The sequence below is a fragment of the Parabacteroides merdae ATCC 43184 genome (assembly GCF_025151215.1).
In the GTDB taxonomy this organism is placed as follows: Bacteria; Bacteroidota; Bacteroidia; order Bacteroidales; family Tannerellaceae; genus Parabacteroides; species Parabacteroides merdae.
On the sequence record NZ_CP102286.1, the window covers coordinates 2,998,335 to 3,022,617 of the forward strand.

The 24,283-nt window shown below is 42.3% G+C and carries 19 protein-coding genes; 8 read left to right on the top strand and 11 right to left on the bottom strand.

The window, feature by feature from the left end:
- Nucleotides 1-3: 3 nt before the first annotated feature.
- The 5 genes from NQ542_RS12535 to NQ542_RS12555 form a co-directional block, all read right to left on the bottom strand.
- Complete coding sequence (locus NQ542_RS12535) at nucleotides 4-654, bottom strand: redox-sensing transcriptional repressor Rex (protein WP_005634424.1); 651 nt, start codon at nucleotides 652-654, stop codon at nucleotides 4-6.
- Nucleotides 655-986: 332 nt separating this feature from the next.
- Nucleotides 987-1,208, bottom strand: a complete 222-nt coding sequence (locus NQ542_RS12540; RefSeq protein WP_147295490.1) for a hypothetical protein — start codon at nucleotides 1,206-1,208, stop codon at nucleotides 987-989.
- A 547-nt stretch (nucleotides 1,209-1,755) separates the two neighbouring features.
- Nucleotides 1,756-5,166: a DUF6383 domain-containing protein gene (locus tag NQ542_RS12545; RefSeq protein WP_005634432.1), complete on the bottom strand. Its 3,411-nt coding sequence runs from the start codon at nucleotides 5,164-5,166 to the stop codon at nucleotides 1,756-1,758.
- A gap of 667 nt (nucleotides 5,167-5,833) precedes the next feature.
- The gene (locus NQ542_RS12550) at nucleotides 5,834-7,288 is read right to left on the bottom strand and encodes an aminoacyl-histidine dipeptidase (protein WP_005634435.1); all 1,455 of its coding nucleotides are present in this window, start codon (nucleotides 7,286-7,288) and stop codon (nucleotides 5,834-5,836) included.
- A gap of 101 nt (nucleotides 7,289-7,389) precedes the next feature.
- Entirely contained in the window at nucleotides 7,390-8,406 is a 1,017-nt protein-coding gene (locus NQ542_RS12555) for a lysylphosphatidylglycerol synthase transmembrane domain-containing protein (protein ID WP_005634437.1), read from the bottom strand.
- 96 nt (nucleotides 8,407-8,502) lie between these two features.
- Between NQ542_RS12555 and rsmA the strand changes: the two genes are divergently transcribed.
- Both rsmA and mgtE read left to right on the top strand, forming a co-directional pair.
- The gene (gene rsmA, locus NQ542_RS12560) at nucleotides 8,503-9,288 is read left to right on the top strand and encodes a 16S rRNA (adenine(1518)-N(6)/adenine(1519)-N(6))-dimethyltransferase RsmA (protein WP_036723755.1); all 786 of its coding nucleotides are present in this window, start codon (nucleotides 8,503-8,505) and stop codon (nucleotides 9,286-9,288) included.
- Between the two features lie 80 nt (nucleotides 9,289-9,368).
- A complete protein-coding gene (gene mgtE, locus NQ542_RS12565; protein ID WP_005634441.1) occupies nucleotides 9,369-10,718 on the top strand; it encodes a magnesium transporter in 1,350 nt (449 codons plus the stop codon).
- A gap of 56 nt (nucleotides 10,719-10,774) precedes the next feature.
- Here mgtE and NQ542_RS12570 read toward each other — a convergent pair whose 3' ends face one another.
- The 4 genes from NQ542_RS12570 to NQ542_RS12585 form a co-directional block, all read right to left on the bottom strand.
- Complete coding sequence (locus NQ542_RS12570; protein ID WP_005634443.1) at nucleotides 10,775-12,433, bottom strand: RagB/SusD family nutrient uptake outer membrane protein; 1,659 nt, start codon at nucleotides 12,431-12,433, stop codon at nucleotides 10,775-10,777.
- 18 nt (nucleotides 12,434-12,451) lie between these two features.
- A complete protein-coding gene (locus tag NQ542_RS12575; protein WP_227945684.1) occupies nucleotides 12,452-15,544 on the bottom strand; it encodes a TonB-dependent receptor in 3,093 nt (1,030 codons plus the stop codon).
- 282 nt (nucleotides 15,545-15,826) lie between these two features.
- Nucleotides 15,827-17,008, bottom strand: a complete 1,182-nt coding sequence (locus NQ542_RS12580; protein ID WP_005634459.1) for a FecR family protein — start codon at nucleotides 17,006-17,008, stop codon at nucleotides 15,827-15,829.
- A 154-nt stretch (nucleotides 17,009-17,162) separates the two neighbouring features.
- The gene (locus tag NQ542_RS12585) at nucleotides 17,163-17,705 is read right to left on the bottom strand and encodes an RNA polymerase sigma-70 factor (protein WP_005649563.1); all 543 of its coding nucleotides are present in this window, start codon (nucleotides 17,703-17,705) and stop codon (nucleotides 17,163-17,165) included.
- Between the two features lie 928 nt (nucleotides 17,706-18,633).
- Here NQ542_RS12585 and NQ542_RS12590 point away from each other — a divergent pair.
- The 6 genes from NQ542_RS12590 (at nucleotide 18,634) to NQ542_RS12615 (ending at nucleotide 22,448) form a co-directional block, all read left to right on the top strand.
- Nucleotides 18,634-18,984, top strand: coding sequence for a CidA/LrgA family protein (locus NQ542_RS12590; RefSeq protein ID WP_005634472.1), 351 nt, complete (start codon nucleotides 18,634-18,636; stop codon nucleotides 18,982-18,984).
- The gene (locus tag NQ542_RS12595) at nucleotides 18,977-19,675 is read left to right on the top strand and encodes an LrgB family protein (protein ID WP_005634474.1); all 699 of its coding nucleotides are present in this window, start codon (nucleotides 18,977-18,979) and stop codon (nucleotides 19,673-19,675) included. Before NQ542_RS12590 ends, NQ542_RS12595 begins: the two co-directional genes overlap by 8 nt.
- A 190-nt stretch (nucleotides 19,676-19,865) precedes the next feature.
- The gene (efp, locus tag NQ542_RS12600; protein WP_005634477.1) at nucleotides 19,866-20,429 is read left to right on the top strand and encodes an elongation factor P; all 564 of its coding nucleotides are present in this window, start codon (nucleotides 19,866-19,868) and stop codon (nucleotides 20,427-20,429) included.
- A gap of 85 nt (nucleotides 20,430-20,514) precedes the next feature.
- Nucleotides 20,515-21,195: a RadC family protein gene (gene radC, locus NQ542_RS12605; RefSeq protein WP_005634480.1), complete on the top strand. Its 681-nt coding sequence runs from the start codon at nucleotides 20,515-20,517 to the stop codon at nucleotides 21,193-21,195.
- 154 nt (nucleotides 21,196-21,349) lie between these two features.
- On the top strand, nucleotides 21,350-21,667 hold the full coding sequence (locus NQ542_RS12610; RefSeq protein ID WP_005634484.1) for a metal-sulfur cluster assembly factor: 318 nt from the start codon (nucleotides 21,350-21,352) through the stop codon (nucleotides 21,665-21,667).
- 4 nt (nucleotides 21,668-21,671) lie between these two features.
- Nucleotides 21,672-22,448, top strand: coding sequence for a UDP-2,3-diacylglucosamine diphosphatase (locus NQ542_RS12615; protein ID WP_005634487.1), 777 nt, complete (start codon nucleotides 21,672-21,674; stop codon nucleotides 22,446-22,448).
- A gap of 96 nt (nucleotides 22,449-22,544) precedes the next feature.
- Here the strand turns inward: NQ542_RS12615 and NQ542_RS12620 are convergent, their stop codons facing one another.
- On the bottom strand, nucleotides 22,545-22,775 hold the full coding sequence (locus NQ542_RS12620) for a hypothetical protein (protein ID WP_046451767.1): 231 nt from the start codon (nucleotides 22,773-22,775) through the stop codon (nucleotides 22,545-22,547).
- A 265-nt stretch (nucleotides 22,776-23,040) separates the two neighbouring features.
- A complete protein-coding gene (locus NQ542_RS12625) occupies nucleotides 23,041-24,240 on the bottom strand; it encodes an acetate/propionate family kinase (RefSeq protein ID WP_005634493.1) in 1,200 nt (399 codons plus the stop codon).
- Between the last annotated feature and the right edge of the window lie 43 nt (nucleotides 24,241-24,283).

The window sequence follows — 24,283 nt, forward strand, 5'->3', positions numbered from 1 at the left end:
ATATCAGTGATTGATTGAATTCAAGCGGTTGAACATCACAGCAAGATGGGCATACATAGAGGTATTTTGCACCACGATATCTTCCGGCACACGGATACGGAACGGGGTAAAGTTCCACAAAGCCTTGATTCCTCCCGCGATAATCAATTCGGTCACTTCCTGCGCCTTGTCGACAGGGACGGTAATCACTCCGATCGTCGCTCCGTATTCCTTCTGCTTGGCAGGAAAATCATCCATGTGGTAGACCGGTATCCCGTTAATCTCGGTTCCGGCCAATTCCCGACGGACATCGAAGCCTCCAACAATCTCCAATCCGTATTGTTTCAGACCGGAATCCTGCAACAAGGCGGCTCCCAAGCTACCGACACCGAACAAGAATGCTTTATGCTGCGCCGTAAAACCTAAGAAATCCTCCAACACATCCACCAGCGTGCTGATTTCATAGCCGACACGTGTCTTCCCTGAAATATTCACAAAAGAGAGGTCTTTCGCCACCTGACTGGGGTCCACATTAATTTCTTTGGCAATCTGAGTAGATGATACGAAAGCTTCCCCTCTTCCTTTCATCAGTTTCAAAAAGGCAAGATACCACGGCAACCTCCTAAGAGTCGGCTCCGGCACTTTCCAGATTTGTTTCATTTCATCGTTAGCCATTGTTCAATCTTTATTAATGTAGCTCACAAAAGTACAATTTTTTTCTTTGGGAATAGAAAAATAGAACACGCTCTTTTCATAAAGCGTCCATCTGTTTTCGCCACCGATACGGACGATAACTATATAAATGTTCTTGCAAAACCAACCATCATACTATCATAATCGCCCGTATATTACTTTAAAACAACTCGTTACAGCATGATAGTTACCATTTTACACTATTATTCATCTATCATAACCATCATAGTGAAAAACGATAACATACTGTATGTCAATTATACAATAAAAACAGAGACCGTCCGGGAATAGGTGCAGAACAGGTTAAAATAGCTTCATTTTTCATCAAGACAAGCTTTTCTTTTGCCAAAAACGGCTTGAATAGCTGCTTGAGACCCGGGTGTAAGAGCCACGGACATCCGGGTGTGGAAGAGGTGCAGATCCGGGTCTGTGCGAAGCTCTTCCGGGGATGTGGGGATGTTTATCTGCCATGTTGAGGACACTTTTATGCCCTGTTTTTGCATCTTATCCGGCGAAAAGAGCGTTTTTTGTGCCAAATAATCTCGTTTCTGTCGATAGTCATTTTGGCCTATATAAATATAAGCAGCTCATTATCGGTTACATAAATAAACTATTAAATAAAAAGCATGATAGATGCATGATGGTAGAATGATAGTAGAAAACAACTACTATCATGCTTTAACATATTGTGAAACAACAGCTAACAACCAGCCATGATAGTATGATAGTTGGTTTGCAAATTTTTATAGAGAAAAAAGAGATGGCCTTGGATAGCAATTTTTGGTGCGGTTGCCCTGAAAACATACAGAATCAATGCTTTTTTTTAACAAAAGCCTCCCCGATATTGCTACCGGAGAGGCTTCATTTTGTGTCTGCCTTTTCTCTTCACAGGGATAATGGCAGATGAACTTTTTTTAATTTTTTACTTTAGTATTAATATTACCGCCTGTTCACCCATCACGGGATAATTAGCTTGAAAGCTGCACGGTAAAATTTAGAATTATTTGATTTATAAAATCTTATTCTTTTTCAGAGCAGAGATACGATTGCTCGTATCCCTACCTGATGATGAATTTTCTATTATTACTTAACGATAGCCTTAACAGCTTCTTCGCCTTCAACAGCTACTACAACTACACCCTGAGGAGCAGCAATTACAGCATTGTCAGAAGTGATAACTGTGTTAGCTACTGTCTGGCCAAGGATGTTAGAAACAACAACCTTCTTACCGGCAGCATTAGCAACACGTACAGCACCCTGCTGAGCGATTACAGTTACTTCTGATGTTGCAATTTCTTCGTTGTCTGTTGCCAATTGATCATCTTCTTTGTTTTCAACGTTGAAGATCAGGGCACCGTCACCACCAGTCTTAGCGTTAGAGAAATAAGAAGGATTCTTAGTCAAGACAACGCAACCATTCTGGATCTTCAACCAAGAGCCGTTTTCAGGAGCAATCTTTTCACCATCATAGTTGTTTGATTCGAACAAGAATTTGTTAGCATTACCTTCTTCTTCCACATTACCGGCAGCTTCAGGATTCACATAACGGAATGACCAAGTATAATTTTTGTGGTTGACGCCAGTCAACACATTCTTAATCTTGGTTGCACCAGCAGCCACCAAAGAATCATTTACAGCTTGTAATCTTGCAAAATCGATCTTATCATTTGCCAAAGCCTTGAATTCGTCTGTCAAAACCCACAATGTATCAGCCTGTTTGATAGCTTCAACAAAACCTACGCGAACATAACCAGCAGTTACATCTGTGTACGGTTTCTTGTAACCATTAGCAGCAGCAGAATCAGCGAAGCTAACTACATATTTACCTCTTTCAAATGCAGCCTTACCCGGAATAGCATGGATACAGTGGTTAGCATCTACCAAGTTACCATTTTCATCACGGTGAGTTCCGTCTGCTTCCGTACAAGGAATTGTATCTGTACCCGCGAAATCATTATGAGCAACAGAAAGTAGATACTGAGGTTTGATATCACCATTGTCACGGTTGATCACAGCTGTATCGATCTGGAAGGCAAGACCTGTAGCCTTGTTAGCAGTCCACATACCTACATAATTCACGTTAGCATCCATCAAACCACCTTCGCGGTTGTTTTCATCCATCAGATATTCTTTACGAACATTTTCAAAGAATCTCAAACTGTCACGACCATCTGTTGCACTTTCACCCAAAGCCGTATTGTTGAAACGGCGATACAGAGGAGCATCGCTCTTAGCGATAGCAAATACAGAAGTTCTTGTTTCAGTCAATACCTGAGCACGCAGCAGAGCATCTTCATCGTTGTCGACAACACCAGCTTTATTCAAGCCATTGTTATTAATCAAAGCATAATAACAAGTCAGATCTTCACCCTTCGTAAATTCATTGTTTTCTTTGAAATAGAAAGAAGTTACAGCATCTGTGCTAGCCGGATTTGTCGTTGCCATGATCTGGTGTTCTTTGTTTACATAGAGCTTACGTCCGTAAGGTGCAGAAACCGTATAAAGACGTCTTTCCAACTGAGCCAATGTCGGAATATAAGTATTAGCACCACGAGCATCTACATCATAACCGAATTCAGCAGCTTGAGCAGCTTCAATTGAGAAACGGCCAGCATCTTCAGTCAATACGTTCAAAACAGAGTCTTCAGCATTCTTGTTCAGGTATTTATCAGCTGTATAAGCATGCCAGTAGTTGAATGTATAACGATTTACATCCAGATCCTGATCTTCCAAAAATTTGTATCCATTGTGTTTGTCAGCAACAGCGTCAGCAGAAACCGGTTCAAAGACAACTTCTACACCATTCAACTTGTACTGGCCGTCTTTAGTACCTTTTCTCAACTGGATCTGATAATCGTTCTGTGCATCGAACTCACGGTTAGTTACCTGAACCGGAGAAATTTCTGCACGAAGAGCAGAATGATCTTTCTTGATAACAACCCACTGGAATGCAGGGATATGGTTAAAATTCATATTCTTGATAACATCACCTCCAGTATATTCAGCTACAGAGTCTGCATCATAAATGTGAACGCCATAATATTCACCAGTTTTCACATTTTTGATCGTGTAAACACCGTCAGCGATACTTGCATAATCAGAATCAATACCGTCGGCGTAAGCCAAAAGATTTACGTGGTTTTCAACAGGTCTTCCAGCAAGCACATCGTCATCATAGAAAGTAACGACATTCTTAGCTTCGTCTACCAAAGTACAATGTGACAACACTGTAAACAGCTTCGTATTATTCTGAACACCTGGTTTAAAACCAGTTGCCATGCTACCAGAAATTCCATCATCTACACGGGCATCATCATTCAACATTGTCCAATATGTCACTTCGCTTCCTTTCTGGCTTTTCGGAGCCACGGCATTTGCCAACTCAACAAACTGAGAGAAAGATTCGACTTGCAAAGAGTCTGTCAACAGGTCCTTTGTGAATTTGAAACGGAATGCATCGTCCGGCAAATTATAGCCTAATGTATCAATCACATTATAACCATTAACCGGTGTAACCAAATTGCCTGCGGCATCTTTTTCCATGATTGCAGCCGATGTTGTCAACTGATTATACAGTTTGAAAGAAGCACCAGTACTTTCATAATAAGACGTATCAAGACGTAAATAGTTATAAGACAATTCTCCTTCGTCATTCAATTTGTTCAAAAACAGATATTCATCTTGTGCTGGTGTATATCCACCTTTTTTGTTACGCAGAACTTCATAAGGAGAAGAAGGAGTACCACTACTTCTCAGGACCTGGGCTTGATACTTATCGGCAAACGGATTTTTGTCGATATCCTCTGCAAAAGACAACTGCATGTACTTAACATCATCGCCCTTTGTGTTCAGGTCTTCAGCAGACATTACCCAAGAACCCGGAGTCAAGATCTGTAAAGCTGTACCTGATTGCAGTTTTTGTTTCGAATCTTTTGCTGCATAAATAACGTTAGTAGCAGCATCTACACGAATCACCAAAGTAGAGTCACCACCGGCAAAGTCCATAGAAACAACTTCGGAGGCTTGTAAAGAGTTAGAAACATTGTAACGGCTGTTATACCAAATCCACTGTGTCAAAGCACCACCAACTTCAGCTGCATTACCTGAAACAGCAGAAGTAGATGTACCCGTTTCTTTTACTGCATTCTTCGGATCAAAAGAAAAAGTAGCACCTGTTGCCTTGTTTGTCATAACAAAACGAGTAGCACCACCATCACCTGTCACATTAGCAGAAACCGTCCACAAAGCGGAATCAACTTTTGCCAAAGAATTCAATGAGTTTGCTGCAACCGATTTAAAAGCGAGAGTTCCATCGGCAGTTTCTGTAACGCTTACAACATTAGTTGCCCCACTTCCTACGCCTAAAGCATAATACTTGGCCTGACGAATTTCAGGTTCACTAGAAAAAACCTGAGGATTAAACGTCTGCGCAGAAGCTCCGACACCAGAAGCCAGCAGAACACCGGCTACAAGAGTAGAAAACTTTTTGTTCATAATCTAATAATTTAATTAATAATACTATATATAATGAAATTCAGTTCTATAAATCCCTCTTTGGGATCATCCTATAAAATGACTAATGAAAACGTACGTTTTTTTTAGTCATTTTGGGGGAGGGTTTAAATGGTTTGTGATAAAAAGGTGGTTTTTCGTACATGTTAAGCTATCTAATTGATAAGAAAGAATATAGAAAAAGAAAAATCTTTGAGGAAAGAATTGCAGGTTCAAAAAGTATATGTATTTTTGTAGCTGAAAAATGACGAATTTAAACGTACGTTTTTTTAGTCATTTTATTTTAGGGACCTATCTTGTTGATATAAAATTAATTACATCCCATTTTTTACCTATTTTTACCCTCATAAACATACGTACGCGTGTACCTTTCAAGATCACAAGTACACCTAATAATCAATATATTACGAAATTGCCAAACTTGCAAAAAAGAGTTTTCCCGCAAAAAAACAAAAAAACATCACCTACGAGACAATATACATATCCTCAATATACATACAATTCCTACTTTTCATACCGAGAAAGGAGATCATTCAGCATGCACAACGCAAGAAAACTTCACAGTTGACATTGTGGCAACAAAAAAGCCTCCGATGAAAAAGATCCACCGGAAGCTTCCTATTATATTATTATATAATGTATATACGAATCAGATTCTCGCAAGCGTCGTAACAATAAAGTCCCACGTACGGGCAACAGACGGAATGCTGACACGCTCGTCAGGAGAATGCGGATGCTGCAAGTCCGGACCGATAGAGATCATGTCCATATCAGGATAGGATTCCTGAATGATACCGCATTCCAGACCGGCATGCATAACCTTAGCCTCCGGCTTCTTTCCGTACAAATCCAAATAAGCTTGCTGCATGATTTTCAGGATCGGCGAATCGATATTCGGCTGCCATCCGCCGTAACCATCCGAATATTCCACCTTCGCCCCGGCTAGAGAGAAAATACTTTCCAAACTCGAACAAACAGCTTCCTTGCGGCTCTCGGACGAACTGCGAACCAAAATTTGAATCTCGATCATTTCGTTCGAGGACTTGACGATTGCCAAGTTTGTAGACGATTCGACCGTACCCGGAAAATCGACCAGCATACTGATCACACCGTTCTGGCAACCTTCTATCGCATTGATCAGATCATCCTGAATCTCTTCCGGAATCAGAGTTGCCGGCATATCGGTCATTTCGGCCGTAAAATTAATATTGTGTTCAATGCCCTTATATTCGTAGCGGTACATTTCCTGATAATCGGACACAAGCTCCCAAAGAGCTTCCACATTATCTCCAGGAATTGTTATTACGGCAAAAGCTTCACGCGGGATAGCGTTGCGCAACGAACCGCCGTCGACAGATGACAGACGAGCCCCATAATCGCGTACGGCCTCTTTCAAAAAACGGAACATCAGCTTATTCGCATTCGCACGTCCCAAATGAATATCCACACCGGAGTGACCGCCTTTCAAGCCGGTCAGGCTGATTTTCACGGCAACATCGCCCTCCGGAATATAAGTATCTTCCTTAAATTGCATGGAGACATTCAGATCGGCGCCACCAGCACAACCGACAAACAACTCGCCTTCTTCCTCTGAATCACAGTTCAACAGGATTTCCCCTTTCAGGAAACCCGGCTTCAAACCGACTGCGCCATCCATTCCCACTTCTTCGTTAATGGTAAAAAGGGCTTCCAGAGGACCGTGCGTCAATGTCTTGTCCGCCAGGACAGCCATAGCAAAAGCAGCACCCATACCGTTATCAGCACCCAATGTCGTTTCGCGTGCTTTCACCCAATCTCCATCTATATAAGCATCGATCGGATCAGTTAGAAAATCATGTTTTACCGAAGAGTTCTTCTGCGGAACCATATCGAGGTGAGACTGCATGGTCACGGTTTTGTGTCCTTCCATTCCCGGAGAAGCCGGTTTACGAATCAAAACGTTTCCCACTTCGTCCTGCAAAGTTTCCAATCCCAATCCTTTACCAAAAGCTACCATAAAACGGGTTACAGCCTCCATATGTCCGGTCGGACGAGGGATTTGCGTAAGGTCATAGAAATAACCCCAAACTGGCTGCGGAGAAAGATTTTTGATTTCTGCGGACATAAATAAAACTGCGTTTTAATTGACAATTGACAACTTAATCAATGAACAATTGACAATTAGGTTAATAATTAATGTTATATATCGAATGGACAACCGGGCATTTAATTGTCAATTGTCAATTGTCCATTGTCAATTCCTTTGTTTACAAAAGGTAGCGCCACCACACCAAACAGTCCCGTAATTCCGAGCCAGGCAGTTTGCACCGTATGCACCACCAGAGCAAAAGCCGCAGCATCGGTTTCTTTTACTCCGAAGCACATCAAAGTGGCGATCACCATAAAATGCCACGGACCAATCCCCCCCTGCACGGGTACCGCCACAGCGATACTACTCATCGTAAAAGCGATCAGACCGACCGTCACACCCAAATCACGGGTAAAATCGAAAGCATAGAAAGTGATGTAGAAATACAGGAAATATCCTGTCCAGATCAACAGGGTTTGAATAACGAAAAGACCTTTACGCTTCATCAGCCAGATGCTCTTCATTCCATCCCAGACGTTCTGCAACATCGACTTTGCTTTCTTGACCAGCGTAAAGTTACTCATATATGTGAATATAAACCAAATTCCGGCAATAAAAATTACGCCGGCCACATAAATCCATATCGAGTTGAACATGGACTGAAAACCATCCAGCAACGCAGGGTTCTTCGCAAAGAAACTATGGAAAAAATCAAAATTGAAGATAATGATGGACATTGTGATCAGCCCGACCATGATGGTATCGCTCACACGGTCGATCAGCAGCGTCCCCAACAGGCGGGTAAACGGGATCTTGTCATATTTGGTTATCATCCCGCAACGCCAGACTTCACCGACACGTGGTAGCACAAGGTTCACAGCATAATTCCCCAACACAGCATAAATCACATTGCAGGTCTTCACCTTATCACCTAACGAACGAATCAGCAGTCCCCAACGCAATCCCCGGACAATATTGGCTCCCAAGCCAAACAAAAGGGAAAAAAGAATAATCTCATAGCGGACCCCCTTACGAATCACATTCCAGATCTCGCCAATATCCATCTTACTGTATAGATACCAAAGGAGTAAACAACCGAATGCAAGCGGGAGAATTATCTTGAGAAACGTGCGTAGAATTGCTTTAAAATCCATTATACGTAGATGACTTTAAATTATTTGTTGTATTTTTGTACGCCTGCAAAGATAAGCATTATATTTAAATACGAACACATTACACCAAAGAAGTGGATGAGATTAGTTAAGCCCAAAAAAGCATTAGGACAACATTTCCTGAAAGATCTGCAAATAGCTGAGCGTATTGCAGATACATTGTCCGATTACAAGCAGTTACCTGTACTGGAAATTGGCCCAGGGATGGGCGTCCTCACCCAATTCTTACTGGAAAAAGGACACGATCTGACAGTAGTGGAGCTGGATATGGAATCGGTCGATTACCTGGAACAGAACTTTCCCGTCTTGGAAGGCAAGATTTTGGCCGAAGACTTTCTGCGTCTGGATCTCGGCAAGTTGTTTCCGGACCAGTTTTGTGTGATTGGCAATTATCCTTATAATATATCCAGTCAGATATTTTTCAAAGTGCTCGACTACAAGGAACATATTCCCTGCTGTTCGGGTATGATACAGAAAGAGGTGGCCGAACGTCTTGCTGCCGGTCCGGGTAGTAAGACATACGGCATCCTGAGCGTCCTGCTACAGGCCTGGTACGAAGTGGAATATCTGTTTACAGTCAGCGAGAATGTATTCGATCCGCCTCCAAAGGTCAAGAGTGCGGTGATACGGATGGTGCGCAATGACCGAAAATCGTTGGGATGTGACGAGAAGCTTTTCAAGACGGTTGTCAAAACCTCGTTCAACCAACGTCGCAAAACATTGCGCAACTCCATGAAACCTCTGCTGGGTAAGGATTGTCCCGATTATTCGCTCCCGATCTTTAACAAACGACCGGAACAGCTTTCCGTAGAGCAGTTCGTGGAACTGACGCTGATAACGGAGCGAAACTTAAAAGATTTATGATTTCAGATTTATGATTTATGACTTATGGAGCTTGTATTGTTTCACAAATCATAAATCATAAATCCTAAATTCTCCAAAGCATGATTGAACTGACGAAAGAATATATAGACCATCTAAAAGACATCATCACGGAGAAGGATGATGCTAAGATTAAGGAGATACTGGACGAACTGTATCCGGCGGACATAGCCGAACTGTACCAGGAGCTTGATTTGCAAGAGGCTATCTACCTCTATCTGCTGATGGATGGTGAAAAGGCAGCGGATGTTCTGATGGAACTGGATGAAGAAGACCGTCACAAGTTGCTGAAAGAACTTCCGAACGAACTGATTGCCAAACGCTTCGTGGACAATATGGAGACCGACGACGCTGTAGACCTGATGCGTGAGTTGGACGAAGATACCCAGGAAGAGATTCTTTCGCACATCGAAGACGTAGAGCAGGCGGGCGACATCGTCGACCTCTTGAAATACGATGAAGACACTGCCGGTGGATTGATGGGTACCGAAATGATCGTGGTGAACGAGAATTGGAGTATGCCCAAATGTATCGACGAGATGCGCAAGCAAGCTGAAGACATGGATGAGATCTATTACGTCTATGTAGTTGACGATGATGAGCGCCTTCGCGGAGTCCTCCCCCTGCAGAAGCTGATCACTAATCCTTCCGTCTCGAAGATCAAGCATGTGATGAAGAAAGACCCGATCTCCGTCCGCGACAGTGACAGTATCGAAGAGGTGACCGAGACGATCGAAAAATATGACCTGGTCGCCCTACCTGTTATCGACAGCATCGGGCGTCTCGTCGGACGTATCACCATCGACGATGTCATGGATGAAGTCCGCGAACAGCACGAACGTGACTACCAGTTGGCATCCGGTATCTCGCAGGATGTGGAAACTTCGGATAATGTCTTCACCCAAACGGCCGCCCGCCTTCCTTGGCTCCTGATCGGTATGATAGGCGGAATAGGGAACTCTCTGATCTTAGGTAATTTTGAAGGAAATTTTGCCGTCAACCCCAAGATGGCGCTGTTTATTCCGTTGATTGGAGGAACAGGTGGAAATGTCGGCATCCAGTCTTCCGCCATCGTGGTACAAGGCCTGGCCAACAACAGTTTGAAGGAAGGAAACATTCTGCCTCAGATCTTGAAAGAGTCTGTCGTTTCACTGATTAACGCCAGCATCATCAGTTTAGTCGTATTTATCTATAATTTCTTTATGTTAGGCGACAGAGGCATCACCGCTTCGGTTTCCTTAAGCTTGTTTGCGGTCGTGATGTTCGCCAGTGTCTTCGGAACACTGGTCCCCATGACTCTCGATAAACTGAAGATCGACCCTGCTTTGGCCACCGGACCGTTTATCACCATCACAAACGACATTATAGGTATGATGATCTACATGTTCATTACGTCTGCACTGGCTGGATAAGCAAAAAAACAATCTCTTCCCCTTTCAGAAAAGAGATTGTTTTTCCACACCAGACATCACCAACCCGTGGGCTGTTTGATATTCGGATTAGCGGTTACTTCTTGCTGATGTAAAGGCCATGAATCGAATTTCGGGAAAACACAATTACGTGTTTCAATCGTCACATAAGAACCCTCATTAGGATTCCATGCTCCATAAATTGTACCTTGATTCGTTTCATTCCCGATTCCCCAACGACGAATATCGTCATAACGCTTTCCTTCGAATGCAAACTCGATACGACGTTCACGGCGATACAATTCACGTACCTTCTCTTGAGTATTATACACAGACTTATCCATATTTGGCATTCCAGCACGATTTCGAATCATATTAATATATTTCTCCACATCCGGATTTTGCCAGTCTCCTGTTTCAATCAGACACTCCACATAATCCATCAGGACTTCGGCATACCGATAAATCATAAAGTCAAGTGTTCCTCGTCCCGTAGCTCGATCTTGTTCATCCAAGTATTTTTTCAACATATATCCAGAACGCGAGGCTCCTGTTTTTCCAACAAAATCACTACTGTTAGGATCAAACGGATGATAAACATAATTAGAAATGGAAGTGCTGTCTTCTGGCATCATCACAGTTGCATACAAACGGGGATCCCGCGCTTTATATAAAGGATTCCGTTCATACTGTAAACGTTCTTCAGCCGAAAGAGACTGAATCGTTTTTCCATCAATCGTCTCATAAACGTCAACCAATGACTTCAACGGGGCACTTACACCTTGCCCCCCCATGACTGTCCCCATATTACGGAACCAAATATCATTGCATCCCTGGTCTCTAAATAATATTCTTTCCTTATTTTGTTCGCCGAGATAACGGAACAAATCCCGATAATTCCTGCCTGGATCATTATCCTGAGAAGATGTATAATACAGTTCAAATTCCCCTGAATCGATCAACGCCTTTGCTGCTGCTTTTGCCTGCTCATATTGTTTAAATTGCAGGTTGACATCCATTTTTAATGCTAAAGCGATCGATCTGGACATTCTACTCCGACGCCCTTCATCCCAAACGAACGGCAGATCTTCTGAATTTATAACCATATCCAATTCACGATTGATAAAATCCAGACATTCTTGTACCGTATTACGCGCCAAGTAAATATCACTTGGATTCAAAGCATGATCCACGATAGGAATCCCGTCATGCCGTCCATAATAATTCAGCAGGCGGATGTGATACCAAGCACGCCACACACGTGCTTCCGCTTTCATACGTGCTCTTTCCGATTCATCTGCAAAATAGGCATTATCAACATGTTCCAAGAATCGGCAACACCGACGAATATAAGTATAACTATTAGACCACTGATCTAAAACAACTTCCCAACTTGTTGGATCATTGTTTTTAGTAGGAGGTACCAAAGAGCCATTTCCTAATTGAACTATACGTTGATCAAAATTAGCAAAGAAATACATGTTGTCTGTAGCACCCTCCAAAAACATCAATCCTAACTCTGTCTCAGACTGCCCTCCTTTCATCCATAACTTACATTGTCCTAAAGCATTTTCACATTCATTCATCGTTTCCCAAAACTTATCATCTGATATTTCAGTCGGATGATTACGTGTTAAAAAATCTTCACATCCACAACAACTTATCATTACGGCAATCAGACAGATTACCTTCATTATTTTCTTACTATATTTTTTCATCTTTACTTTATCATTATATTAGAAATTCAAACTTACACCTGCCGAATAGGTCTTAACCAACGGATAAGAGCCTCTTTGTCCACGACTTTCCGGATCAACCAAATCCTCTTTTGCAATTGTAAACGGATTCTGCACATTCAGATATAAACGAATATTAGACATTCCAATCTTTTTCAATCCGATTTGGTCAAAAGTATACCCAAACTGAATATATTTAACGCGACAATAACTTGCGTCAAAACGCCAATAATCTGATGTATGATCATTATTCCCATAAGAAGAATTAGGAGCCAAACGAGGATATCTTGCAGTCGGATTTTCCGGAGTCCAATAATCTGTTTGAACTGCTAACGGTGTCTGACCGTCACCGGATGTATTCAATCCATAGGCATAGGGACCAGAATAATAACCATCAACTCCTGTAACCCCTTGGAAAAGTATTTCAAAGTCAAACTTTTTATAATTCAAAGAAATATTAGCAAAATAGTTCAAATCTGGCTGATCATCTCCACTGATAACACGGTCATCCGTTGTGATCTTACCATCCTCATCTGTATCCAAATAGTGGATATCTCCCGGTTTCTGTCCATCAAAAATCACAACACCTTCTTTGGGAATCCAATTTCCTGCAGCATCTTTCGTAAAATCGTCTTCTTGCAACAGACCATCCGTTGGATAAATAAAGTAACTATTCAAAGCATACCCTATCTGATGAATCCTGTTTCCATTATCATAAGGTGCACCAAAAAGATCTTCTATCTTGTTTTCATTATGTGTCAAACCAGCATGTATATTCAATCCGAAATCTTTAGTGACCTGTTTATTATAACTCACATCGAATTCCCACCCTTTATTACGGACTTTGCCCGAATTCAAGGGTGCTGCACTGATTCCCCCGATATAAGAAATAGGTGGGGTTATGATCATATCTGTCGTCAACTTATTATAATAATCGAACGTTACGGTCAAGTTTTTAAACAAACGGATATCAGCTCCTACATCCAACATGTGAACCGTTTCCCAAGTTATATCCGGATTCCCGAAGACCGTTTCATTACCATTTCCCGCATTTATCAATGTCTGATACTTATAAAGTCCGATATTCTCATTTCCTAATGAACCATAAGACATTCTCAGTTTGAATTCATTCAAAAAATTTTTCGTCGACTTCATAAATGCCTCTTCATGAATATTCCAGCCAGCACCGATAGAGGGGGACACTCCAAATTTGTTTCCCGGTCCAAAGCGGGAGGAACCGTCACGTCTCACCGTACCTTCCAACAAATAACGGTTATCAAATGTATAATTTGCTTTTGCAAAGAAGGAACTCATAGCCCACTGATCCCAGTCACCATTATTTGTCAGTTCCTGATTATACCCACCAATAGCAAATAACCGATGTTTATTTTTCTCCAAGGTATATTCAACGGTTCCCCCTAAATAATAATAACTGGAACGACTTTTGGATGCATTATGGATAGCTCCCCAAGTTTGTAGAAAAGAACCTGAATTATAATCGAAAAAGTTATAAGCATCTCTTTCTTCTTTTGTTGCTCCACTACTTATTCGATAAGAATATTGCCCACGGACAATCAGGTTCGGAATAATTTCCCAACGCGGAGCAATATTAATACTGATATTGTCTCCTAAATAAGTACGGACACCCCCCTTTTCCATCAAAGCTGCTGGATTCCGCTGCTCCGGACGATTTCCATAATATAAAATATCACTTCCTTCTTTCATCGGATAATGGATTACCGTATTCGGAGGTGTTGTATACAAATAATTAAGCACGGCTTGCAAAGGCTCATGCCTGTTTGTACGATACGAATTAAAATCCATATTGACCGACAAATTGTCCAACAAACTGACTGATGTATTTGCCCGAATATTCAAACGGTTATAACCTGCGTTATCAATCAAGGCTTCATTATCCAGATAATTGGCAGTCAAGGCAAAACGAGCAAGGTTACTTCCTCCGGATACAGAGACGGAATGGCTTTGGATCATACCGGTCTGATACATATAGTCGGTCCAATCTGTATCCGGATATTTGATAAGATCCGAATGGCTCCTCGTCGCATCAATTGCTTCTTGAGAATAGATCGGTGCTCCTCCTACATTCGCATTCGCAACATTTACCATTTGCATATAATCTGCCGCGTTAACAAACTCCGGTAGATAGGTCGCTTGTTGAAAACCTGCATAACCATTGTAGGAAATGCTGATCTTACCAGGAGTTCCACGTTTTGTCTTCACAACAATCACACCATTTGCTGCACGAGCACCATAAATGGCAGAAGCAGCCGCATCTTTCAAAACAGTCACACTCTCGATCGTATTCGGATCCAGTTGATTCATGTCCATAGGAATACCATCTACCAGCACCAAAGGATCACTTGTACCCAAAGTCGAAATGCCACGAATCTTTATTGCAGCTGCATCTGCCCCCGGTAAACCGGAACTTTGTGTCACATTCAACCCTGTGATTCCACCTTGCAGCGACTGGGACAAAGATGTGATCGGTTTGGTCGACAAGTTTTTTGTCACATCTAAAGAAGATACGGCAGAAACAGAGTTCACTCTTTTTTCTTCCGAAATACCTGTTACCACAATTTCATCCAATTCTTCGGAGTCAGAATTTAAAGAGACTGTCAAGTTGCTTATAGCACGAGAGACAACATACTCATAATCTTTAAACCCTAAATATTTAAAAATCAAAATATCTCCTCTCTTTGCCTTAATAGTGAAATAACCATTACCATCACTAATGGTCCCTAGAGATGTTCCTTTAATCAGAATATTCACTCCTGGTAATGGATAAGGCGGTTCTGAATTTTCAAGAACCTGTCCTTGGATAGTCCAAATCCTGTCATCAATAACACTGTTATTGATGACATCCGAAGAATCGGATGTCTCTTTCCGGGCGATTGCGATATAATCCTCAATTTGTTTAAAAGAATAACCGTCGCCCAATACAGAGCGTAATGCTGTCAAAATATCAGAAGTCTGGATATCCACCGATACCACCCGGTCCTTTTGAAGTTCATCACTACTATAGGCTATTTTCACTCCCGATTGTTTCATAATAGCATCCAGAACTTGCTCCAAACGGGCGTCTTTAAAAGATAAATTCAACGTGTACTTTTGCTCTAAAAGAGTTGTTGATGCCGAAATATCCGGCGAAATACTTAATAAATTGATGAGTAAAAATAAAAATAACGAGTGCTTTAAGACTTTTTGTGCATACACAAAAGCCCCATGTCTGCTTTTTTCCATAAATTTGTATTTTACAGGTTTAAACTGAGTTATAAAAATGTTTAGTAATCTGTTACGGGAGACAGTATCTGGTACATACTGTCTCCTTTTTGTGTTTTCATGATATCTAAGTCATCATACCTCCTCTCTTTTTTGTTTAACATAAATGATATTTCCTTGGCTTCGTTCCAATTTCACATCTGACGTAAAACTGATCAACTCCAATAATTGCTCCAAACTGATTTTCCGGTCTATGACCAAAGAAAAACGCTTATCTTTCAACTGTTCATTTTGATACCGGACGGTAAAATCATACCAATGCAACAACTTATTAAAGATTTCCTCTAACGCGGCATCTTTGAAAATATATTCTCCTTTTACCCAAGATGTATATAAATCCGTGTCTACAACCCGTATCCCGGACTTACGGCTTTCCTTATTATAACAGAACTGCTCGGAGGGGACAATCCGGAATTCTTCGCCACCATTCGCTTTTACAGCCACAGAACCTCCTACCAGTGTGACACGAGCCATTTGCTCGGACTGATAAGCCGAGACATTGAAAGAGGTTCCCAAAACCTGGACTGCGACCTCATCCGTCCTCACCACAAAAGGACAGTCCGGATTCTTAGCCACATCGAAGAACGCCTCTCCTTTCAACCGGACCTCGCGCATTTCTCCTGCAAAGCGAGTCGGATAAGATAACTCCGATTCAGCATTCAGCCAAACGTGTGTTCCATCTGCCAACTCCAGTTCGTAAGCATTCCCTTTCGGTATCACCAAGTGATTCCAAGACAGCTTTTCTTCATCTGAAGGTTGCTCCCGGTCCGACTCATACGAAAGTTGTCCAACCAGATTATTCCGAATCACCATATTGCCCTGCTGAATCGAAAAACTATCCTGCTTCAACGGAATCCGTTCCCCATTATCCAACAGTAAAGTCGGTTGATTTATGTTTTTCAATACATCTGCCTCAGCAGTCCAATCCGGCTCCGCAGGTCTGTTCATAAAATAGAGCCCTATAGAAAACGCAATAGCGACCAAGGCCGCATAAGGCAACCAAGTTTTTAAGTTAAACTTTTTCTTCTTCTCTACAGTTTGGTTGCGTACCCTCATCCAAGCCTGTTCAACATCATATTCAGAATCATCCTGCTTTCCGACAGTCTCGAAACTGCGATATAGTTCACCTACTTGCTCGAACTGCCTTCTGTTGGCTTCCGAACAAGCAAGCCATTCATTCAACAGGCGATGCTCGTCTTCGGTCGCATCTTCGGACAGGACAGACAACATGATCTCATATATCGTTTCAGACTTCATTTGCAATACCTTTTATTATATGACAACAGTGGGCAGGAAAATGGGTAGGAAAAAATAAACTTTTTTCATGTATCTATGACAAATTCAGTCTGCATGTAATTTGTTTCCGGCAATGCCGAACATATATTCGTATATCTTCGACAATGTCGAACAGCTACACGACAACGTCAAAAACAGGTTTCATTAGCATAAAAAGCAAGACTGTTCCTTGTAAATCAATCAATTCTTCCCGCATAATTCGAAAAGCTTCTCCCAAATGATACTTGACAGTATTGACCGATATTCCGGACACTTCTGCTATTTCTTTATATTTCAATCCTTTTATACATTTAAGAAGAAATACTTGTTTACATTTAGGGGGTAGTTTACGAAGAGCCTCCCGCACTTCTTGTTTATACCGGAAATCATTCTCCTCTTCAGCTTGTCCATTCCACTCTTCTACAAGCGAGGCCAGAAAACTTTCTTTCGATAATTCAGCTTTATAGTAATTCAAGCAGCGGTTATAGACAGAGCGATAAGCATAAGGCAAAAAGTTATCCCCGTTGATCGTCAAACCGTCTTTTTCCCAAACGGCAATAAAAAAGCTTTGGACAATATCTTCTACAATTTGTTTATCTGACAAATAACGGGATGCATAGCGGCACAACTCCGCATAATACATCCGAAATAATTGCTCAAAAAGTAGTTCATTGACCATTTTTCCATTCAATTTTTCAATCTTATATGATAACTTAGAAGTACAAATATACGGAAAAACAAGAAACAGGAGTGAAAACCATAGTAATCCATAGGGTAACCTCATCAAAATTCGGGAACCGTATGAAATATACCAAAGAAAAAACAGGACCTTATCATACAGGTTTTTCTCATTTCCTCTGTCACTGTATCACTGATTTCTTTCTATCAGTTGATATTCAAATTGTTTCATTAGTGATATATGCCCGTTTTCTCTATCACTGCCCTATCACTGACAATCCCCTGTCTCCCATCCCTGCAAATCACTCGATTATTTTATGCAAAAACGGGTGTAAAATAGGTAAAACCGGGTGTTTTTTATTGTTCAGCACGGTACTTTAGTTGCCAGACACCCCCATGTTGCCCCCTCTTACACCCAGGTGTAGAGGGGCGATACATCCGGGTGTGAAGGATGGTAACATGGGGGTGTTTACGGAATTATGTACTTGTCTTTACTAAAAAAAGAGAGGGCTTTTGTGGAATGAAGAACCGTATTTCGTCGATTTACTACCTGCCACATTCGTTTTTACATTTGTTTATTCGACTCTTTTATATGCTCTTTCAAAAACAAAAAGAGGATAGCACACTGATTCTTAATCATATATCAAAAGCTCCATATTTCAGAAGTGATAGAGGAGTGATAGAGGAAAACGTCCTGTATCACTGCCTCTGACGCTTGAATATGAATAGCTACAACCTTCGTTGTGATAGAGTGATAGAGGATTTGCAGAAAACTTTGTGTGCGGATCACGCCCTTGGAAAATTTTGATGCGGTTACCTTGAGCCATCCATAATGCTTTTGTTAAAATCGAAATTAAATTATATGTTGTAGAACATATTTCTTACAAAGATGTTATCTTTGCAGCGGTTATCTAAAAGACAGTAAGAATATGCTAATAGAAGCATTTTACATCCTCTTCTTCTATTTTACAGGAGAGTTTATCAGTTATTTTATCGACGGGTTTATCCCAGGTAGCGTAATTGGAATGGTGCTGTTATTCCTGGCACTGGCATTCAAAGTCGTCAAGCCGAACAAAGTGAAGAAGCTCTCCACGCTTCTGACCGAAAACATGGGGTTGTTTTTCCTGCCGGCGGGTGTGGGATTAATGAATTCGCTCGGTATCATTTCCCAGTATTGGGTTGTGATCGTAACAGCCTCCGTTGTCAGCACCATACTCGTAATTGCCAGCGTAGCACTCATCCAGCAAAAATTAGGAAAGGAAACGGACGAAAATGAATAACCTGGCACAATCGGAAGTATTTTCACTGACTCTGGTAATCGGTACTTATCTGGCTTCTTTGGCTTTGTACAGAAAGACGCGTATCAGCCTGCTGCATCCGCTTATTACCTCCATATTTGTTATTATCGTTGTCTTGAAAACGATGGATATCGAATACGAATCGTTTCAGAAAGGCAGCCACCTGATCCATTTCCTGTTGGGGCCGTCGGTCGTGGCGTTAGGATATGTATTGTATGAGCAGATCCAATACCTGAAAGGAAATGTGATTTCGATCCTGACGTCCGTCTTTGTCGGAGCGATTGTCGGGATTGTCAGCGTTATAGCGATCGGCGAACTGATGGGAGCAGATGCCGCGTTGGTCGCCACGCTCGAACCCAAGTCGGTCACGACACCGATTGCGATGGGCATTGCCGAGAAGTCAGGCGGCATTCCTTCTCTGACAGCCGTCATCGTAGTGGCGGTCGGAATATTCGGCAGTATTGTCGGGCCGTTCGTGATGAAAGTGTTAGGCATCGAAAGCCGCATAGCCAAAGGGTTGGCATTGGGCGCCTCTTCGCACGGGGTAGGTACTTCCGTTGCGATTCAGATCGGTGCGGTGGAAGGAGCTTTGAGCGGACTTGCCATCGGCCTGATGGGGATCATGACGGCTATCCTCGTTCCGGTTATCAGCTTTATTATCTCGCTTTTTTAACTTCCCGTTATCCCGGACTTGATCCGGGATCGTATTTAGCCCTTATACCCCCTCTGCATATCAAACTGATTTGCAACCTATTTCCAAATAAAATTACAGAAGTTTATTGTTACTTTAAGAGGAAAACACTACTTTTGCACCCGAAATCCATCACGAGATAAATTAACAATATAATATAAAGAACATTAGTATGATTAATTCACAGGACATCAAGAAAGGAACATGTATCCGTTTGGACGGTAAACTCTATTTCTGCGTCGATTTTCTTCATGTAAAACCGGGAAAAGGTAACACGATTATGCGTACAACCCTGAAAGACGTTGTAAAAGGTGGTCAGATCGAACGTCGTTTCAACATCGGTGAAAAACTGGAAGACGTACGCGTAGAACGTCGCCCGTACCAATATACATATCAGGAAGGCGAACACTATCATTTCATGAATCAGGAAACTTTCGACGATATCATCATCGACAAAAACCTGATCAACGGTGTGGACTTCATGATCGAAGGCCAGATTGTGGAAGTCGTTTCAGACGCTTCAACAGAAACTGTTCTGTTCGCAGATATGCCTGTAAAAGTACAGTTGAAAGTAACTTATACGGAACCGGGTATCAAAGGTGATACAGCAACCAACACTTTGAAACCTGCAACAGTAGAATCAGGTGCTGAAGTACGCGTTCCGTTGTTCATTGAAGAAGGTGAAATCATCGAAATCAATACACAGGACGGTTCTTACGTAGGACGTATCCGGTAAAATATATGATTTATGATTTATGATTTATACGTTGACAAGATAAATCATAAATCATAAATCTAAAATCATCCAAAACTTTCTTGCTATGAAAATAAAAGAATGGGCAGAAGAAGACCGCCCACGCGAAAAAATGTTATTGAAAGGTATTGCTTCCCTCAGCGATGCCGAATTACTGGCCATTCTGATCGGCTCCGGCAACAGCCGGGAAACTGCCGTCCAACTGTCACAACGTATTTTAAATTCCGTCAATAATAACCTGAATGCTTTAGGCAAATTATCCGTCAAAGAACTGATGTTTAAGTTTAAAGGCATTGGCAAAGTCAAAGCTATCACAATCAATGCAGCCCTCGAACTTGGGAAACGACGTGGCAACAGCGATCCGGTTCAACGTCCCGTTATCCACTCCAGCAGCGATGTTTACCGGATTTTCTATCCCCTGCTCTGCGATCTTCCCCACGAAGAATTATGGATCGCACTCACGAACCGTTCTTCCCTGGTGATCGAAAAGGTCAAGATTAGCCAAGGCGGGATAAGCGAGACATCAGCCGACCTGCGCATCATTCTGAAAGCCGCGATCAATGCCCTTGCGGTAGGCATCATCCTCTGTCATAACCACCCTTCGGGCAATCCCCGCCCCAGCCGGCAGGACGACCTGCTGACACAACACCTTCGGGACGCTGCCCGCTTACTCGAAATACAACTGTTAGACCATATTGTCCTGGCCGACGGCAGCTACTACAGTTATTCGGACGAAGGAACCCTGTGAGATAAAGCTATGCTTTACGAAGGGTAACTCTATGCATTAGCCATCGTAAAGCTATGGGTTACGAAGCAGAAGCCACCCTTTCCTGTTATTAATTGTCAATTGTCAATTGTCAATTGTCAATTAATTCGTACGTTTGTATTCAAATTAAAGAAATATGAACAACGAATTCCTCCAAACAGAAGAAGCGATTGTCGCCATGCTTAAAACCGTATACGACCCGGAAATCCCGGTTAACGTCTACGATCTTGGCCTGATCTATAACATAGAGGTAGACGATGAGAAGAACGTTCGCATCGACATGACCCTCACCGCCCCCAACTGTCCTGCCGCCGATTTCATTCTGGAAGATGTCCGGATGAAGATAGAATCTGTCGACGACGTGAACAACGTGGAAGTAAACCTCGTGTTCGAACCTGAATGGGATAAGGACATGATGTCCGAAGAGGCCAAACTTGAATTAGGTTTTTTATAGAGACATGGATTCCCTTCGAAAGAAAATATATTTTGCATCGGACGCCCATCTGGGTGCCCGCTTCCATAAAGACCCGCTTGCCGTCGAAAAGAGACTGGTACGCTGGCTGGACAGCATCAAAGACGAGGCAATGGCTATTTATTTCCTAGGGGATATGTTCGACTATTGGTATGAATATAAATACGTCGTACCGAAAGGCTTTGTCCGTTTCCTTGGTAAATTGGCGGAACTATCCGATAATGGAGTGGAAATCCATATATTTATCGGCAATCACGACATCTGGATGTTCGACTATCTGCCAAAGGAGATAGGTGCGATCATCCACCGGGATGTGCTCACTGTAGACCTTTTAGGCAAACGGTTCTTCCTCGGACATGGCGACGAGGTAGACTATAGAAGCAAGGCATTCCGTTTCCTTCGCACCCTTTTCCGTAATAAATTCTGCCAATGGCTGTATGCGGGCATCCATCCCCGCTGGACGTTCGGCTTCGCTCTCGGCTGGTCGCTCAGCAGTCGTAAAAGCGGATTAAAAAAACATAAGACAAGGGAAGCAGCCGAATACCAGGGCGAAGACCACGAGTATATGGCCCTCTTTGCAAAAGAATACCTCAAGACACACCCGGATATCAACTTCTTTATCTTCGGACACCGCCATATCATGCTCGACTTGATGCTTTCACGTACCGCGCGCCTACTGATCGCGGGTGACTGGATGCAATATTTCTCCTATATCGTCTGGGACGGGGAAATGCTGTATATGGAGCAGTTCGAAACAGAGTAAGAAGAGAATTAGTTTTTACTAATATTTATCGTTACATTTGTATAATCATACTAAATAGAAAGACGATGCAAACTGAACTCTCCAATATAAGCAAAATCAAGCATGCTTCACTTCAATAGAAATTGGTGGCTTAACAGTCATTACCGGAATTAACGATTCTGGTAAAAGTACGGCAGGTAAAGCTTTGTTCTGTGCAATCAAAGCTCTATCAAGCAGTGAAGGAGATTCTTTTGAGTACAAAACCCGTATCGTTCGAGAATGTATTAATACCCATCTTAAATCAAACAACGGAACAGCATTAATAAACGATGCATTCCAAAGAGCCATTGATTCCGAATTTATTCAGAACATTTGCACAGAAGGGGCGGAACAGTCATCTGTCATATTATCCGATGAGACAGGACAATGTCTTTTTACAATTCAAGACAATCAGGTTGTCAGATCTTTTAAAGATGAAAGTTTCTATCTACCCCTTGTTTATTGTAAAGATTTTGACCGTTTCATTTTATAAAAAAAGACCGCCCCAACCGGTGTCGGGGCAGTCTAAACACTAATCCTAATGTTTTGTAAGCTGTGAGGATTAGAATAATTATTATTTACCTAATATATCCATTGTATCGGCAGCGATCATGTATTCTTCGTCTGTCGGGACCACAATGATCGTAACCTTGCTGTCCGGTGTACTGATGACCATTTCTTCACCACGCATACCTTCATTCTTTTCAACGTCAATCTTCATGCCCATGTATTCCATGTTTTCACAAACGACACGACGTGTCGCCCACTGGTTTTCACCGACACCACCGGTCCAAACCAAGATATCGCAACCACCCATGGCAGCAGCGTAAGCACCGATATATTTCTTGATGCGGTAGTTGTAAACATCCAAAACCATAGTAGCACGTTCATCGCCTGCCTCTACGGCTGCTTCCAAATCACGCATATCGGAGGAACCACCGACCAAGCCGGCAACCCCACTCTTCTTGTTGATCAAGTCTGATAAACCATGACCATCCAATCCTTCTTTTTCCATGATAAAGGAAAGAGCACCAGCGTCTACGTCACCGCAACGAGTACCCATCAGCAGACCTTCAACCGGAGTCAGCCCCATAGAAGTATCAACACATTTGCCATGATCTACGGCAGCGATGGAACCACCGTTGCCTACATGAGCCGTAATGATCTTCTGTTCTTCATAAGGAACGCCCAGGATTTCGCAAGCGCGACGGGAAACATAGCGGTGGCTTGTTCCATGGAAACCGTAACGGCGCACACCGTATTTCGTATACATCTCGTAAGGCAAACCGTACATATAAGCCTTAGCCGGCATTGTCTGGTGGAAAGCCGTATCGAATACTGCTACCTGGGGAATACCCGGAATCAACGCTTCCATAGCATCGATCCCCTTCAGGTTAGCCGGGTTATGCAACGGAGCCAGATCCGAACATTCGATTACCTTGTTGATCACATCCCGGTCGATCTTCACGCTGGAAGCGAACTTTTCACCTCCATGTACCACACGGTGGCCGACAGCGTCGATTTCGTTATATTCCTTAATGCAGCCGTATGTCTTGTCAGTCAGAATACTCAGGATAAATTCGATACCTTCCTTGTGGCCGGGCATTTCTTTTTCCAAAACAACTTTCTTACCGTCTTTGTCGGTCAGTTTCAGGAATGCACCGGGCAGACCGATCTTTTCGATACCACCTTGTGCCATTACTTCACCGGATGTCATATCGAACAATTTATATTTAATAGAACTACTACCGCAGTTTAATACTAATACTTTCATGATTTAATGATTTATGAGTTGGGATTTTAGGAATTTATGAATT